The 15,614-nt window shown below is 47.8% G+C and carries 13 protein-coding genes (1 of these 13 running past the window's edge); 6 read left to right on the top strand and 7 right to left on the bottom strand.

Going from position 1 to position 15,614, the window contains the following annotated elements; genetic code table 11:
- The 3 genes in view from hemG to CBP12_RS10555 are tightly spaced (at most 20 nt apart) and all read right to left on the bottom strand, a layout consistent with a single transcriptional unit that may run on beyond the window.
- Positions 1-435 carry the 5' portion of a menaquinone-dependent protoporphyrinogen IX dehydrogenase gene (gene hemG / locus CBP12_RS10565; RefSeq protein ID WP_086964396.1) on the bottom strand. The gene continues 93 nt to the left of window position 1, outside the view, so only the first 435 of its 528 coding nucleotides appear in the window; it begins with the start codon at positions 433-435; the stop codon falls past the left edge of the window.
- Positions 436-444: 9 nt separating this feature from the next.
- On the bottom strand, positions 445-1,902 hold the full coding sequence (locus CBP12_RS10560) for a TrkH family potassium uptake protein (RefSeq protein WP_086964395.1): 1,458 nt from the start codon (positions 1,900-1,902) through the stop codon (positions 445-447).
- A gap of 20 nt (positions 1,903-1,922) precedes the next feature.
- Positions 1,923-2,552 (bottom strand): YigZ family protein, encoded by a 630-nt coding sequence (locus tag CBP12_RS10555; RefSeq protein ID WP_408634959.1) that lies wholly within the window; start codon positions 2,550-2,552, stop codon positions 1,923-1,925.
- 295 nt (positions 2,553-2,847) lie between these two features.
- Here CBP12_RS10555 and fadB point away from each other — a divergent pair, with 295 nt between their 5' ends.
- The 3 genes from fadB (at position 2,848) to tusA (ending at position 6,620) form a co-directional block, all read left to right on the top strand.
- Positions 2,848-5,016: a fatty acid oxidation complex subunit alpha FadB gene (gene fadB, locus CBP12_RS10550; RefSeq protein ID WP_086964394.1), complete on the top strand. Its 2,169-nt coding sequence runs from the start codon at positions 2,848-2,850 to the stop codon at positions 5,014-5,016.
- A complete protein-coding gene (gene fadA, locus CBP12_RS10545; protein WP_086964393.1) occupies positions 5,013-6,188 on the top strand; it encodes an acetyl-CoA C-acyltransferase FadA in 1,176 nt (391 codons plus the stop codon). Before fadB ends, fadA begins: the two co-directional genes overlap by 4 nt.
- Before the next feature lie 186 nt (positions 6,189-6,374).
- Entirely contained in the window at positions 6,375-6,620 is a 246-nt protein-coding gene (tusA, locus tag CBP12_RS10540) for a sulfurtransferase TusA (protein WP_086964392.1), read from the top strand.
- A 146-nt stretch (positions 6,621-6,766) separates the two neighbouring features.
- Here the strand turns inward: tusA and CBP12_RS10535 are convergent, their stop codons facing one another.
- Both CBP12_RS10535 and CBP12_RS10530 read right to left on the bottom strand, forming a co-directional pair.
- Positions 6,767-7,417 (bottom strand): OmpA family lipoprotein, encoded by a 651-nt coding sequence (locus tag CBP12_RS10535; protein ID WP_086964391.1) that lies wholly within the window; start codon positions 7,415-7,417, stop codon positions 6,767-6,769.
- Between the two features lie 86 nt (positions 7,418-7,503).
- Positions 7,504-8,073: a DNA-3-methyladenine glycosylase I gene (locus tag CBP12_RS10530; RefSeq protein WP_086964390.1), complete on the bottom strand. Its 570-nt coding sequence runs from the start codon at positions 8,071-8,073 to the stop codon at positions 7,504-7,506.
- A gap of 271 nt (positions 8,074-8,344) precedes the next feature.
- Between CBP12_RS10530 and glyQ the strand changes: the two genes are divergently transcribed.
- The 3 genes from glyQ (at position 8,345) to CBP12_RS10515 (ending at position 12,923) form a co-directional block, all read left to right on the top strand.
- Positions 8,345-9,256 (top strand): glycine--tRNA ligase subunit alpha, encoded by a 912-nt coding sequence (glyQ, locus tag CBP12_RS10525; RefSeq protein WP_086964389.1) that lies wholly within the window; start codon positions 8,345-8,347, stop codon positions 9,254-9,256.
- Positions 9,257-9,265: 9 nt separating this feature from the next.
- On the top strand, positions 9,266-11,335 hold the full coding sequence (gene glyS / locus CBP12_RS10520; RefSeq protein WP_086964388.1) for a glycine--tRNA ligase subunit beta: 2,070 nt from the start codon (positions 9,266-9,268) through the stop codon (positions 11,333-11,335).
- A gap of 322 nt (positions 11,336-11,657) precedes the next feature.
- Positions 11,658-12,923 (top strand): valine--pyruvate transaminase, encoded by a 1,266-nt coding sequence (locus CBP12_RS10515; protein ID WP_086964387.1) that lies wholly within the window; start codon positions 11,658-11,660, stop codon positions 12,921-12,923.
- Between the two features lie 71 nt (positions 12,924-12,994).
- Here the strand turns inward: CBP12_RS10515 and CBP12_RS10510 are convergent, their stop codons facing one another.
- Positions 12,995-13,420 (bottom strand): Hsp20 family protein, encoded by a 426-nt coding sequence (locus tag CBP12_RS10510; RefSeq protein WP_086964386.1) that lies wholly within the window; start codon positions 13,418-13,420, stop codon positions 12,995-12,997.
- A 365-nt stretch (positions 13,421-13,785) separates the two neighbouring features.
- Complete coding sequence (gene ilvD / locus CBP12_RS10500; RefSeq protein WP_232455056.1) at positions 13,786-15,465, bottom strand: dihydroxy-acid dehydratase; 1,680 nt, start codon at positions 15,463-15,465, stop codon at positions 13,786-13,788.
- Positions 15,466-15,614 lie beyond the last annotated feature (149 nt).

Below are 15,614 nucleotides of genomic sequence, written 5' to 3'. Positions count from 1 at the left end.
GGTCATCTTCATAATGAATTGGATAATACGGGTTTGCCACCAATTGTATTCGCTGTATTTAAGGGCACCGGCGAATACTCCGATAGCTCTGGGGCGCCAGCGAGACTTAGCAAGAAACTTCTTTATATAGGCATTATTGCTCGGCACGGCTTTCTCTGGTTTGCGTGCGACTAAGCACACACAAAAAAAGCTGGCATCTGCTGCGGCTAGCTGCTCACTGTGTACGTTAATAAAGTGAAATAAGTCAGGATGGAAGTTGCCATAGCGAACAGAGGCGCCAATGAGCACTTTGTCGTACTTACTTAAATTTTTACGCACTGGGCCATGCAAGTCTGCTAATTCGACTTGATAATCGCTAAATTCACCCTGCATGGCATCAATAATTTTTTTAGTTTGGCCATTACGTGATGAATAAAGTACCAACAGTTTTTCCATAGACTCCTCTTAGCTACGCCAAAATGCTGGCGTAAACAGTACTAGCAAGGTAAATATTTCAAGTCGCCCAAACAACATGGCCAAAATCATGATCCACTTGGCGGCTTCAGAAGTGTTGCCAAAATTAGCCGCAACTTCTCCTAAGCCAGGTCCTAAGTTGTTCAGTGTGGCAGCCACCGCAGTAAAGGCCGTTAATTCATTCATGCCGGTCGCTAATAGCGCCAGCATACATAACACAAACACGAGGGCATAAGCAGCGAAAAAGCCCCATATGGCCTCTACCACTTTATCAGCTAATGCTTTATTGCCAAGCTTAATACGATATACGGCTCTGGGATGAATTAAGCGCTTTAATTCACGCATGCCTTGCAAATTAAGCAGCATAATGCGCACCACTTTCATCCCACCGCCAGTACTGCCCGCACAGCCGCCGATAAAAGAAGCCATCATTAGTAATACTGGCAAAAATAATGGCCATTGCGCAAAGCTGGTTGTACTAAAGCCGGCGGTAGTAGCAATGGATACCGACTGAAATAAAGCCTGATCTAGCGCTTGCCAAGGATCGCTATATACCTGATGGCCTAATAATATCGCCAAACAAATTAAGGTCAGTACTATTTGTACCCCTAAGAAGAATTTCACTTCCGGGTCAAAGCGATACACAGATAAGCGCAGTCCACGATTAGCAAAGGCGGCGAAGTGGAGGCTAAAGTTTACGCCAGCAATCAATAAGAACACTACGATTATTAAGTTAATCATGGGACTGGCAAAATAACCCACGCTGGCATCGTATGTAGAAAAACCACCAATGGCGATGGTAGAAAATGCATGACAAATTGCATCAAACATATCCATACCTGCTAACCACAGTAATAAGGTACAGCTAATGGTGAGTACCAGATAGATATACCACAGCGTTTTGGCAGTTTCGGCAATACGGGGCGCCACCTTATTATCTTTTACCGGCCCCGGTATTTCGGCACGAAATAACTGCATCCCCCCAATTCCTAAGATAGGTAAAATAGCCACCGCAAGTACGATAATGCCCATGCCGCCTAACCATTGCAGCATTTGCCGATAGAATAAAATTGCTTTGGGAAGGGCATCTAGGCCACTGATAACGGTGGCGCCTGTGGTTGTTAAGCCAGAGAAAGCCTCAAAAAATGCCGAGGCGACCGACATATCCAACTCATTATTGAGGATAAAGGGGATGGCAGCCACGCTGCCGAGTACGGTCCAAAACAAGACTACGATTAAGAAGCCTTCTTTAGATCTCAGCTCTTGGGTATGGGTACGATTAGGAAACCACAGTATTAGCCCTAAAATTAAGCAGATCACAAAAGCACTAAAAAAATCTAAGCCGGCACCATCTCGGTAGATATAAGCCACTAAGGCAGGCGCCAGCATAGTGACACTAAAAAGTGCGACTAAGATGCCAACAATACGAATGATGGTGCGAATATGCATTAAACTTCCATTGTTCTTAATTAGCTAAGGCTTGGCACCACAGGCTTGGCAATCACCTTACCTTGACTGCGATCTTGTAGTTGACGACTAAACTCAACCGCGGCGCGCGCTTCTACTAAGACGACGCCTTGCACTTCACTACCATAATCCACTTGCTGCCAATGACCTTCAAACTCGGTCAGTAAAAATTCCACCACCGACAATTCAGTATACTGGGTTTGAATAATGAACTCGGTCATAATGCGCTTTTCTACGGTAACTAGCTCACTTAATGCTAAAGATAAGGTGCCACCATAGGCTCGTACTAAGCCGCCCGTGCCTAATTTAATGCCTCCAAAATAGCGCACTACGACCGCGGTAATTTCCCCAATATTGGAGCCTTGCAGTTGCGCTAACATCGGCTTACCAGCGGTACCGCTTGGCTCACCATCATCACTAAATCCTAACACCCGTGAATCACTGGGTGGGCCCGCTACAAATGCCCAGCAATGATGGCGAGCGCTAGGTTCGCTAGCGCGAATAGTTTCAACGAAAGCTTTCCCCTCTTCAGGAGTGGCAGTATGGCCAAGATAGGCAATAAACCGGCTTTTTTTAATCTCTTGCTCCCATACTAAAGGAGCAGCGGGGATCAGGTAGGGAGACATATTCATTAAACTTCACTCCCCTAGCAGAAAAAACACCTAGTATTGAGATTGAGACTCTTGTTTAGCCTCATAAAAACAGCGCGACATTGTTGCCGAATATGCATGACTTGTCATCTTTTGTGCCGTTTATGCTGCGCATTTTTGCGCAAAACAGCATCGCACCACAATTAAAACGTTTGTTTAAATTTACGGTTGAAGTCTGTTGTTTTTCTGTTCATAGTAATTTTAGCTCTGCCCTCTGTTTCTATACCACAAGGGCAACATTTGGGTGTTTATCCCTAGCAACCAAGGAGACATGGGAATGATCTACCAAGGCGAAGCCATTTCAGTTACACAGCTTGAAGGCGGGATTGCTAAGCTCTGTTTTGCTAATCAAGGCAGCGTTAACAAACTAGACCAAGCCACAGTTGCTGCACTGGGTGAGGCGATTAGTGCCTTAGAGCAGCGTTCAGACATCACAGGGCTCTTGCTTACCAGTGATAAAGACGCCTTTATCGTGGGTGCCGACATTACTGAATTTTTAAGTATGTTCGACTTACCTAAAGCCACCCTCGCTGACTGGCTAAGCCAAGCGAACCGTATCTTTAATCGACTCGAAGACCTGCCTTTTCCTACGGTATCTGTGATCCGCGGCTACGCCTTAGGCGGAGGCTGTGAATGCACGCTAGCTACCGATTATCGCATTGGCGATGCCACGGCACGCATTGGCTTACCTGAGACTCAACTTGGCATCATGCCCGGCTTTGGCGGTACGGTACGCTTACCCCGAGTAATTGGGGCTGATAACGCCATGGAGTGGATTACTACCGGCAAAGATCATAAAGCCGAGGCCTGCTTAAAAGTAGGTGTATTGGATGCCATTGTAGAAACAGACCATCTTGAAGCCTCCGCTATTCAACTGTTAAAAGATGCCGCGCTCGATAAATTAGATTGGCAGGCAAGACGCGCTCAAAAAACCGCGCCCTTGACGCTGGATAAACTCGAAGCAGCCATGAGCTTTAGTACGGCCAAAGGCATGGTAGCCGCCAAAGCGGGGCCCCATTATCCGGCACCGCTGTTAGCGGTAAAAACCATTGAGGCAACCGCAAATTTAGCGCGTAACGAAGCGCTAAAGCTTGAGCACCAACATTTTATTGAACTCACTCAAAGCTCGGTGGCTCGCGCTTTAGTAGGTATTTTTCTTAATGATCAATTTATTAAGAGCAAAACAAAGAAAGCGACTAAAGCCGCGCCTGCCATTAAAAAAGCAGCGGTTTTAGGCGCCGGTATTATGGGTGGAGGCATCGCCTATCAGTCAGCCTCTAAGGGCATACCGGCCGTGATGAAAGATATTAATGATCATGCGCTTATGCTGGGGATGAACGAAGCCGGAAAGCTGCTTAATAAACAACTTGATCGCGGTAAAATAGACGGCAACCAGCTCGCTAAAACCCTGGCTAACATTACACCGACGCTCAGTTACGACGCCCTCCAAACAGTAGATATTGTGATAGAAGCGGTCGTCGAAAACCCTAAAATTAAAGGCCAAGTACTTGGCGAGGTAGAGGCAGCCGTAGCAGATGAAACGGTGATTGCTTCTAATACTTCTACTATTCCTATTTCTGCGCTAGCGAAGAATCTTAAGCATCCCGCCCGCTTTTGCGGCATGCACTTTTTTAATCCGGTGCATCGCATGCCACTCGTGGAGGTGATACGCGGTGAGCAAACCTCAGATGACACCATCAATAAAGTAGTGGCCTATGCGGCAGCCATGGGAAAGTCACCGATTGTAGTTAATGATTGCCCAGGTTTTTTTGTTAACCGTGTGCTATTCCCCTACTTCTTTGCCTTTAACCAGCTCGTGCATGATGGCGCCGACTTTGTGGTTATCGACAAAGTAATGGAAAAGAAATTTGGTTGGCCTATGGGGCCGGCTCACTTACTGGATGTAGTGGGGATAGATACAGGACATCATGCAGCAGAAGTCATGGCACAGGGCTTTCCCGAGCGCATGAGCCAAACGGGTAAAAACGCCATTGATGTCATGTACGAGCAAGAGCGCTTTGGTCAAAAAAATGGCCAAGGCTTTTACGCCTATGCGCCCGATCGCAAAGGTAAACTGCAAAAAGAGCTCGATCCTCAAAGTGCCACTCTTTTAGCTGCGGTGGCAGGCGAGCCACAAGAATTTAGCAGCGAAGATATTATCGCACGCATGATGATCCCTATGATTAACGAAGTGGTGCTGTGTTTAGATGAAGGCATTATTGGCTCACCGGCCGAAGCCGATATGGCACTCGTCTACGGCGTTGGCTTTCCGCCCTTTCATGGCGGGGTATTTCGCTACCTCGATAATATGGGCTTAAATGAGTATGTCGCCTTAGCCGATCAGTTTGCTTATCTGGGGCCGCTTTATCAGGTCAGCGACGGCTTACGTAACATGGCCGCTAATAATGAAAAATTCTACCCCTTGGCACAGGAGACAACAGCATGAGCAAGGCATTAAATGAAGTCGTGATCGTCGACTGTATTCGCACCCCTATGGGGCGCTCTAAAGGTGGCGCCTTTCGCCATGTGCGAGCCGAAGATTTATCCGCGCACCTGATGCAAGGATTGCTGGCCAGAAACCCCGCGCTTGCCGCTGCTGATATTGAAGATATTTACTGGGGTTGTGTGCAGCAAACGCTAGAGCAAGGCTATAACATTGCGCGAAATTCAGCCTTGTTAGCCGGTTTACCTAAAGAAGTGACAGGCGTCACCGTTAATCGCTTATGTGGCTCTTCAATGCAAGCGCTACACGATGCTAGTCGCGCTATTATGGTGGGCGATGGCGACGTATTTATGATTGGCGGCGTGGAGCATATGGGCCATGTGCCCATGGATCACGGCGTTGATTTTAACCCCAAGTTAGCACTGAACGTGGCGAAAGCGTCGGGCATGATGGGACTCACCGCTGAAATGCTGGGGCGTATGTATAAGGTGGACCGTGAGCAACAAGACGCCTTTGCGGTGCGCTCGCACCATTTAGCACAGCAAGCAACGTTAGCAGGACGCTTTGCTAATGAAATTTTACCTACCCAAGGCCATAGTGCAGATGGCAGCTTAGTGCTGTTTGAAACCGACGAAGTGATCCGCCCCGACACTAATATGGAGTCACTCGCAAAGTTAAAACCGGTGTTTGATCCCGCTCATGGCACAGTTACAGCGGGCACCTCCTCAGCATTATCAGATGGCGCTGCGGCGATGCTGGTAATGTCTGCAGCCAAAGCAAAGGCGCTGGGTCTTACGCCCCGAGCACGAGTGCGGGCTATGGCAGTCGCGGGCTGCGATCCGGCTATTATGGGCTATGGTCCTGTGCCGGCAGTACACAAAGCCTTGGCTCGTGCAGGCTTAACGCTTAATGATATTGACTTATTTGAGCTCAACGAAGCCTTTGCTGCTCAGTCGATTGCAGTACTTAAAGAGTTAAACTTATTAGATAAAATGGATGAAAAAGTAAATCTTAATGGCGGCGCCATCGCCTTAGGCCATCCCTTAGGCTGCTCCGGGGCGCGCATTGCAACGACCTTGATTAACCTTATGGAAAGCCACGATGCTCACTTAGGTATAGCCACCATGTGTATTGGCCTAGGCCAAGGCATAGCGACCGTGTTTGAAAGAGTATAATTTGTGTGAGGAGTGAAGGGTAAAGCGTGAAAAGACAGTCAGCCAGATAGCTGGGTGTCTTTTTTATTGCTCATCCTTTGTGCTTTACCCTTCACGGACTTTTTTGTTGACCAATATTTCAACAGCTTTAAAATAGTGTGCTTACTTTTAGCTTAATCTGAAGACGATACCAGAGGTACTTTGCTCATGCCCCTTTCTGTTCTTGAAGCTCACCATCATCTCGATGCCATCGGTCTGCGTTGCCCCGAGCCGGTGATGATGGTACGCAAACAAGTGCGCACCATGAAAATGGGGGAAACCTTACTAATTATCGCTGACGATCCTTCTACGGCACGTGATATTCCAAGTTTTTGTCAGTTTATGGATCACAGTTTACTGTCTAGCCAAATTACTCAATTGCCTTATCGCTTTTTGATCCAAAAAGGGGCTTAAACACAGCTGGAAGCCGAACGCTATACGCCTGACGTTAAAAGATAAACACTCTTTGTTTTTACGGATCGCGTAAAGCGTACAGCTGTTTTTTAAGCAAAAAATGCCCGCAACTGCGGGCATTTTTATTAAACTAATCCACTAACAGTTTACTGCATTGGGCTCAGCGTAATCTCTACACGGCGGTTTTGTGCACGGCCGCTTTCAGAGTTATTGCTAGCTACAGGCTGGTTAAAGCCAACGCCACGAATATTAAAGCGATTAGCAGCAGCACCTTGACCAATTAAGTATTGGCCCACAGCAGCGGCACGGCGCTCAGACAAAGCTTGGTTATGGCTAGCAGAACCAGTGTTGTCGGTATGACCCACTACGTTTACGTAAGTCTTGTCATACTCTTTCAGTACTAAAGCCACACCACTTAACGTGTTATAGAAGCTAGGAGATAAGTCAGCGCTATCTACGGCAAAGGTTATAGAGCTTGGCATATTTAAGATGATGTTATCACCATTACGGGTCACGCTTACGCCGGTACCACGCATTTGGTCACGCAGTTTCGCTTCTTGCACGTCCATGTAGTAACCCACACCGCCGCCTAAGGCTGCACCACTGGCCGCACCAATCAAGATGCCTTTTTTGCGGTCACTGGAGCTTGCAGAAACGCCACCAATAACAGCACCGGCCAGCGCACCTAAACCGCCGCCCTTGGCTGCGTTAGATGCTTGAGACTCTCCAGTGTACGGGTTAGTCGTACAAGCAGAAAGAGCGATAGTAGTGGCAATAGCCAGACAGATTTTTTTCATAGTAAGGTTCCATATGTAACAAGCGCAATGTAAACCAATATAGCCTTGCTGGCTGTGATCTACAAAGTCTGCTTAGAGATTTTGGGTCAGAGATTGTCGTTGTTCGGGTGACAGTGGCACCTTAGTAAGTGGTCGTTAACCATACCGGTGGCCTGCATAAAGGCATAACATATTGTCTCGCCCACAAAAGAAAAACCCTGCTTTTTTAAGGCTTTCGCCATTGCTTGTGACTCAGGCGTGGAAGTAGGTACCTGTTCAGGGCTAGCCCAGTGGTTAACAATGGGACTCCCGTTCACAAACTGCCATAACCAACCGCTGAAATTTATCCCTTGTTGCTGCATCAAGCGGTAAGCTCGGGCATTGGTAATAACAGAGCGGATTTTTAGTCGGTTGCGCACTATGCCTGAGTCGTTCATTAAACGCGCTACATCTTGCTCGTCGAATTCGGCGATTAAGCATGGATCAAAATTGGCAAAGGCAGCGCGATAGTGAGGTATTTTGCACAAAATAGTAAACCAGCTTAAGCCCGCTTGCTGGCCGTCTAAGCACAGCTTTTCAAATAAGGCGCGACTATCATACTCCGGCACGCCCCACTCAAAATCGTGATAAGCCTGATATCTAGGGTCATCATTAACCCAAGCACAGCGTACTAACATAGGACTTCCTTTTTTGTATGTGTGGGGTGAGGCGAGGAGCAGCACTAAGCGCTATGTGCCAAGCTAAAAAGCATAAAGATTAAAGACTAAAACGAGATCCTGACTTTCGTCAGGATGACGGCATAAACACCGCCCTTTATTTAGCTTGGTGCCGGGCGCTTGGTGCTCGGCGCTGCCCCAACAATTCAACCTATATTCGCTTCGGGTCAAGAGGTATACTCTAGCCCTTAGTTTCACTCTGCGAACGCACCTATAGCAAGGCGCTTACATCATGCAAAAATTCGATATCAATACCTTTCAGGGCCTGATCCTGACCTTGCAGGATTATTGGGCTCAGCAAGGCTGTGCCATAGTTCAGCCGTTAGATATGGAAGTGGGAGCCGGCACTTCTCATCCCATGACCTGCTTACGTGCCATAGGCCCAGAGCCCATTGCCACCGCTTATGTGCAGCCCTCGCGCCGCCCAACCGATGGACGCTATGGTGAAAATCCTAACCGCTTGCAACATTACTACCAGTTTCAGGTCATCATCAAGCCCTCCCCCGATAATCTGCAAGAGCTCTATCTGGGCTCATTAAAAGCACTGGGGTTAGATCCCTTAATTCACGACATTCGCTTTGTGGAAGATAACTGGGAAAACCCGACCTTAGGTGCTTGGGGCTTAGGCTGGGAAGTTTGGCTTAACGGCATGGAAGTCACACAGTTTACCTATTTCCAGCAAGTGGGTGGCTTAGAGTGCAAACCCGTCACCGGTGAAATCACTTACGGCCTTGAGCGGTTGGCCATGTATATTCAGGGCGTAGACTCAGTTTACGACTTAGTTTGGTGCGACGGTCCTTTAGGTAAAACGACCTATGGCGATATCTTTCATCAGAATGAAGTTGAGCAATCTACCTATAACTTTGAGCATGCCAACGTCGAAAACCTATTTGGCTATTTCGAACAGTGCGAACAAGAGTGCGAATACCTATTAAGCTTAGAAACGCCGCTGCCCTTACCTGCCTATGAGCGAATTTTAAAAGCCGGCCATGCCTTTAACTTGCTTGATGCCCGCAAGGCCATTTCGGTCACCGAGCGCCAGCGCTATATTTTGCGTATTCGCACCCTAACCAAAGCCGTAGCCGAAGCCTATTACGCTTCTCGCGAAGCCCTTGGTTTTCCCATGTGTAACAAAGAAGGATAAGGGATCCGCATGTCTGAACAGAATTTTTTGGTTGAATTGGGTACCGAAGAGCTGCCCCCTAAGGCGCTACGCAGCTTAGCCACCGCCTTTGCCAACAACCTAACTCAAGAATTAAGCCAAGCGGATCTGTCTTTCGATGAAGTACGCTGGTTTGCCGCGCCACGTCGCTTAGCGGTGTATGTCACCGGTTTAAGCTTGGCTCAAGCCGATAAGCAAGTTGAAAAGCGTGGCCCTGCGGTGCAAGCCGCCTTTGATGCCGATGGCAATCCGACTAAAGCCGCTCAAGGCTGGGCCCGAGGCAATGGCATAGACGTTGCCCAAGCTGGTCGTTTAAAAACCGATAAAGGCGAATGGCTGGTGCACACCGCCGAAATTAAAGGTAAAGCCGCCGCCGAGTTGCTGCCCGCCATGGTAGAAAAAGCACTGAGCCACTTGCCCATTCCTAAAGCCATGCGCTGGGGTGATAAGAGCATTCAGTTTATTCGCCCGGTGCATACGCTAACCCTCTTGCTGGGTGAGCAATTGCTGGCCGCCAATATTTTAGGCTTAAGCTCAACGCGCACCGTACGCGGCCACCGTTTTATGGGTGAAGCTGAGTTTGAACTGGATCATGCGGATAACTATCTGCAGAAGTTGGAAACTACCGGCAAGGTACTGGCCGACTTTGAGCGGCGTAAAGCCATCATTAAAGACGGCGTCGCCCACGCTGCTGCTGCGGTAGGCGGCGTGGCCGACTTAGATGCCGACTTACTAGAAGAAGTGACCTCACTGGTAGAATGGCCGGTGGTACTGACCGCGCACTTTGAAAATAACTTTCTTGAAGTGCCTGCCGAAGCCTTAGTGCATACCATGAAAGGCGACCAAAAATACTTCCCAGTTTATGATGGCGCGGGCAAGTTAATGTCGACCTTTATCTTTGTCACTAATATAGAGTCGAAAGACGCCAGCCAAATTATCTCCGGTAATGAAAAAGTGGTGCGCCCACGCTTAGCCGATGCACAGTTTTTCTTCGATAACGACCGCAAAGCCACCTTGGCATCTCGCCTTGAGCAACTCGATAGCGTTTTATTCCAACAGCAATTGGGTTCGGTGCGGGAAAAATCTGAACGCATTAGTGCACTGTCGGGCTTTATTGCCGCGGCTATTGGTGCCGATCAAGCAAAAGCCGAGCGTGCCGGTTTACTTTCTAAGTGCGACCTAGTGACCGACATGGTGTTTGAATTTACCGACACCCAAGGCGTCATGGGTATGCACTATGCTCGCCACGACGGCGAAGATGAAGCGGTCGCGCTGGCCTTAAAAGAGCAGTATCAGCCCCGCTTCTCTGGTGATGCGCTGCCCAGCCAAGATATCTCGGCCGCGGTCGCCTTAGCTGATAAGCTAGATACGCTAGTGGGTATTTTTGGCATCGGTCAAACGCCAAAAGGCGATAAAGACCCCTTTGCGCTGCGTCGCGCCGCTTTAGGTGCGCTGCGCATTATCGTGGAAAAAGGGTACGACTTAGACTTGCCGGTGTTAATCGAGCAGGCACGAACGCTGTATGGCGATAAGCTAAGCAATGCTAATGCCAGTGAAGAAATTTTAGACTTTATGCTGGCGCGCTTTCGCGCTTGGTACCAAGACTTGGGCTACGACGTAGATGTGATCCAAGCGGTATTGGCCCGTCGTCCCACCCGACCTGCTGACTTTAATGCTCGTATGAAAGCCGTCAGCGAGTTTCGAAAGCTCGAAGCGTCTTCTGCCTTAGCTGCTGCGAATAAGCGCGTGGGTAATATTATTACTAAGTTCGAAGGCACTATTCCTAAGCAAGTAAACTCTGCTTTGCTGCAAGATGATGCCGAAAAAGCCTTGGCCAGCCAACTGAGCGAATTAAGTGCGCGCTTAGCGCCCTTGTTTGCTAATGCCGATTACAATAACGCCTTGAATGAGTTGGCGACCTTGCGTGAAAGTGTCGATAACTTCTTCGATCAGGTGATGGTAATGGCAGACGATGAAGCGCTGCGCTTAAACCGCTTAAGCTTGCTCAATCAGCTGCGCAACTTATTCTTACAAGTCGCCGATATCTCGCTGCTGCAGTAAAGAGCAGCCTGTAGTCTTTTAAAGACTAATGGTTTTTTGCCACGGAATACCCGGAAGAACACGGAAAATAGAGACGAGATAGAGTCACAAGTGATTAAGATATTTAAATGGCTAAGCGCTAGCTCCTAAAGAGTGGCTAGTTAGCTCTTACCATTAATAGTCATTTTCAAGTCTGTTCACTATTTTTTCGTGGTAAATATATCCCGCTTATAAGTATGTTTTAAGCCCCGCCTTGTGCGGGGCTTTTGTTTAGGGATCACAGACAAAGCGTACTGAGATAACGTAAACTCTAACTTCAATTTTATTACTGGGTAAGTAGCTCATGGAATTTTCAACGTTTGGCCAAAAGTTTACCCGCCATGCGGGCATCACCCAATTGATGGACGATCTTAATCAGGGGTTAACCACACCCGATACCATTATGTTAGGTGGCGGTAATCCAGCGGCAATTCCAAAGGTATTGGCCTACCTTGAGCAGCAAGCCCAAGCACTGATAAAAAACGGCGATTTAATTAAGGCCATGGCTAATTACGATGGCCCTCAAGGTAAAAACACCTATATTAATGCGCTAGCTAAGTTATTGTCTGACGAGCTCGGCTGGGCCATTGGGCCCGAGCATATTGCGCTGACCAATGGCAGCCAAACCGCCTTTTTTTATCTGTTTAATTTACTGGCCGGTGAATTTAGTGACGGGCGCAAGAAAAAAGTCTTATTTCCGCTAGCGCCGGAATATATCGGCTACGGGGATGGCGCCTTAAGCGAAGATCATTTTAAGGCCTATAAGCCAACCATCAGCTTGTTAGATGAGGGGCTATTTAAGTATCACGTGGACTTTGACAGTTTAGAAGTAGGCGACGATATTGGCTTAATTTGTGTGTCACGCCCTACTAACCCTACCGGCAACGTGCTGACCGACGAAGAAGTGATGCGCCTCGATATCTTGGCACGAGAGAAAGGCATACCGCTATTAATTGATAATGCCTATGGCATGCCTTTTCCTAATATTATTTTCTCCGATGTTAACCCCTTTTGGAACGACAACACCATTTTATGCATGAGCTTATCTAAGCTTGGCTTGCCGGGCGTGCGCTGCGGCATTGTGGTAGCAAAGCCCGAGCTAATTAAAGCCATGACCAATATCAGTGGCATTATTAATCTAGCACCGGGTAGCGTGGGCCCGGCCATGACGTTGCCGATGATGGAAAATGGCGACGTTTTAAAACTAAGTAATGACGTGATCAAACCTTTTTATCAACAAAAAGCACAACAGGCCGTAGCTTGGTTACAAAAAGCCATTACCTTGCCTCAGTTTCATATTCATAAACCCGAAGGCGCGCTCTTCTTATGGCTGTGGTTTGAAGACTTACCCATTCATTGCCAAGAGCTATACGAGCGGTTAAAGAAAAAAGGCTTACTAGTGGTACCTGGCCACTACTTCTTTCCTGGTATTGAAGATGAGCACTGGGCACACAGTAAACAATGTATCCGCCTTAACTACGCCCAGCCCGAAGAAGATGTACAAGCAGGTATTAAGATTTTAGCCGAAGAGATTTACGCTATTTATCAAGCGCCTCAAACACAGCTGTAAGCCGTAAGTTAAAAACAAATAAAAACGCCGACCCTAGGGTCGGCGTTTTATTTTCACGAATTAGCTAATGGTTAGCTGTTGGCTTGGCCAATCGCAATGTTTTTAGGCTTAGCCGCTTCTGGCACATCGCGCACTAAGTCGATATGCAGCAGGCCATTTTCCATATCGGCGCCGGTCACTTTCACGTGATCCGCCAGCTGGAAGCGTCGTTCGAAGCCACGCTCGGCAATACCTTGATACAGGTAATTTTTCGGCGTTTCAGGCGCTTCTTTAGTGCCTTTCACAATCAGGCTATTTTCGTGACTGGTGATTTCTAAATCACTTTCAGCAAAACCGGCCACCGCCATCGAAATACGATAATGGTTTTCGCTTAATAGCTCGATATTATAAGGAGGGTAACCGTTATTGTTGCTGTTGTTAGCGTTTTCCATCATGGAAGCTAAACGGTCAAAACCAATGGCAGTACGGTATAAAGGAGTAAGATCAAAACGTGACATAATTTAATATCCTCAAATGAGCGATGTGTTGGGTGTTGTTAACCCGAGTATGCTCTCCACAATGGACGAGCAGTTAAGACGCTTAGTTAGGGCAGTTTTTACTAATTAAGCTGAGTGTCCTCTGTTGAGCGACGCTCTTGCCTTAACTATTAAATAAGGTCAGCAAGTTTAGTTTTCAAGCAAAAGCTTAAATTTTTTATAAAAAAAGATCCCGCAGGATCTTTTTTATTGAGCACTGTCATACTTTTTAGTATGACTTGGCTATCGGTTTTTGAGCGGTGCGAGCTGATATTCGCCACTATGGCGAACATAGCGTGAAGTGCCAGTACTTTCACCTCACGCTGTGGTGCTCGCTTCACACTCGCTTATAAATCGTCAGTCACAGCACCCAATGATGCCGAGCTTACGGTGTGGGCATATTTTGCCAGCACGCCACGGTTATAGCGCGGCGCCGGTGCCTGCCACTTAGCTAAACGCTCAGCAATCTCTGCATCTGATAGGTTAACTTCCAGGGTATTGGTCTCGGCATCAATAGTGATAATGTCGCCATCTTCTACTATGGCCAAAGGACCACCGCTTTGTGCTTCGGGTGAAATATGACCCACTACAAAACCATGACTGCCACCTGAGAAGCGACCGTCGGTGATGAGCGCTACATCTTGGCCTAAGCCTTTGCCCATAATAGCAGAGGTGGGGCTAAGCATTTCGCGCATACCCGGACCGCCTTTTGGACCTTCGTAGCGAATAACTAATACGTCACCGGCTTTAACCGTGCCATCTAAAATGCGCTCCAGAGTTTCTTCTTCAGAAGCAAACACTCGTGCCGGTCCGGTAAAGGCTAAACCTTCTTTGCCGGTGATCTTAGCAACCGAGCCCTCAGGCGCTAAGTTACCGCGTAAGATACGCAAGTGGCTGTCTTTCTTGATGGGGTTATCCAAGGGGCGAATAATAGTTTGTTCACTTGGGTAGGGGGCTACATCTTTTAAGTTTTCAGCTAGAGTATTACCGGTTACGGTTAAGCAGTCACCATGTAAAAGACCTGCATCGAGCAAAATTTTCATTAGCGGCTGAATGCCACCAATGGCGACCAACTCAGACATCATATAATGACCGCTGGGGCGCAGATCTGCCAATACCGGCACTCGCTCACCAATGCGCACAAAATCTTCTAAGCTCAGCTCTACATTCACCGCATGAGCCATGGCTAATAAGTGCAATACTGCGTTAGTCGAGCCACCCAGTGCAATGACTACCGTAATAGCGTTCTCAAACGCTTCGCGGGTCATAATGTCGGAAGGCTTAATATCACGATCTAATAAGTTAAGCACCGCAGCACCGGCATCGCGGCAGTCTTGGATTTTGTGATCTGAGGTAGCATTTTGTGCCGAGCTATTAGGCAAGCTCATGCCCATAGCTTCAATGGCCGAGGCCATGGTGTTAGCAGTATACATGCCGCCACAAGCACCTGGGCCTGGAATAGCGGTGTCTTCAATTTGCTTTACATCAATTAAAGACATATCGCCTTTAGCGTGGGCACCTACAGCTTCAAACACCGAGATAATATCGGTGTGGTTTTTGCCTGGCGCTATAGTACCGCCATACACAAATACCGAGGGGCGATTAAGACGCGCCATGCCAATAATACAGCCGGGCATATTCTTATCACAACCACCGATGGCCACAATGCCATCAAAGCCTTCACAGCCGGCTACGGTTTCAATAGAGTCGGCGATCACTTCCCGCGACACTAACGAATACTTCATGCCGATAGTGCCGTTAGCAATACCGTCAGAAATAGTAATGGTATTAAAAATAATGCTCTTGCCGCCTGCTTCATCTGCACCGACCCCGGCTTCTACGGCCAGTTTATCGATATGCATATTACACGGCGTTAAGTTACTCCAGGTAGAGGCAATGCCTACTTGGGGCTTTTTAAAGTCTTCATCGGTAAACCCAACGGCACGCAACATGGCGCGTGCGGGAGCTTTAGTCGGGCCATCTACTACCTGACTGGAATATTGGCGACGTTTATCATTGCTCATCATACTGTCCTTAATATGGATCTTAAATATTACTCTTAGCCAGTGTAACCAGCCTACCAAAAATGCATAGCGTAATTATAAAAAAAGCAGCCCAAAGGCTGCTCTTAAGTCTATTTAGGTGAAAGACTTATCTGCCATCCCATTAGACCTTT

Origin of the sequence: Oceanisphaera avium (assembly GCF_002157875.1) — a bacterium.
GTDB lineage: Bacteria > Pseudomonadota > Gammaproteobacteria > Enterobacterales > Aeromonadaceae > Oceanimonas > Oceanimonas avium.
The sequence above is the reverse complement of the archived record's forward strand: the minus strand, read 5'-3'. Positions and strand labels throughout refer to the sequence as shown.

Coding starts and splice junctions, on each gene's coding strand:
- ilvD (WP_232455056.1), bottom strand. CDS start 15,465: ATGATGAGCAATGATAAACGTCGCCAATATTCCAGTCAGGTAGTAGAT.
- fadB (WP_086964394.1), top strand. CDS start 2,848: ATGATCTACCAAGGCGAAGCCATTTCAGTTACACAGCTTGAAGGCGGG.
- CBP12_RS10560 (WP_086964395.1), bottom strand. CDS start 1,902: ATGCATATTCGCACCATCATTCGTATTGTTGGCATCTTAGTCGCACTT.
- CBP12_RS10510 (WP_086964386.1), bottom strand. CDS start 13,420: ATGTCACGTTTTGATCTTACTCCTTTATACCGTACTGCCATTGGTTTT.
- glyQ (WP_086964389.1), top strand. CDS start 8,345: ATGCAAAAATTCGATATCAATACCTTTCAGGGCCTGATCCTGACCTTG.
- CBP12_RS10535 (WP_086964391.1), bottom strand. CDS start 7,417: ATGAAAAAAATCTGTCTGGCTATTGCCACTACTATCGCTCTTTCTGCT.
- glyS (WP_086964388.1), top strand. CDS start 9,266: ATGTCTGAACAGAATTTTTTGGTTGAATTGGGTACCGAAGAGCTGCCC.
- CBP12_RS10530 (WP_086964390.1), bottom strand. CDS start 8,073: ATGTTAGTACGCTGTGCTTGGGTTAATGATGACCCTAGATATCAGGCT.
- CBP12_RS10555 (WP_408634959.1), bottom strand. CDS start 2,552: ATGAATATGTCTCCCTACCTGATCCCCGCTGCTCCTTTAGTATGGGAG.
- tusA (WP_086964392.1), top strand. CDS start 6,375: ATGCCCCTTTCTGTTCTTGAAGCTCACCATCATCTCGATGCCATCGGT.
- CBP12_RS10515 (WP_086964387.1), top strand. CDS start 11,658: ATGGAATTTTCAACGTTTGGCCAAAAGTTTACCCGCCATGCGGGCATC.
- fadA (WP_086964393.1), top strand. CDS start 5,013: ATGAGCAAGGCATTAAATGAAGTCGTGATCGTCGACTGTATTCGCACC.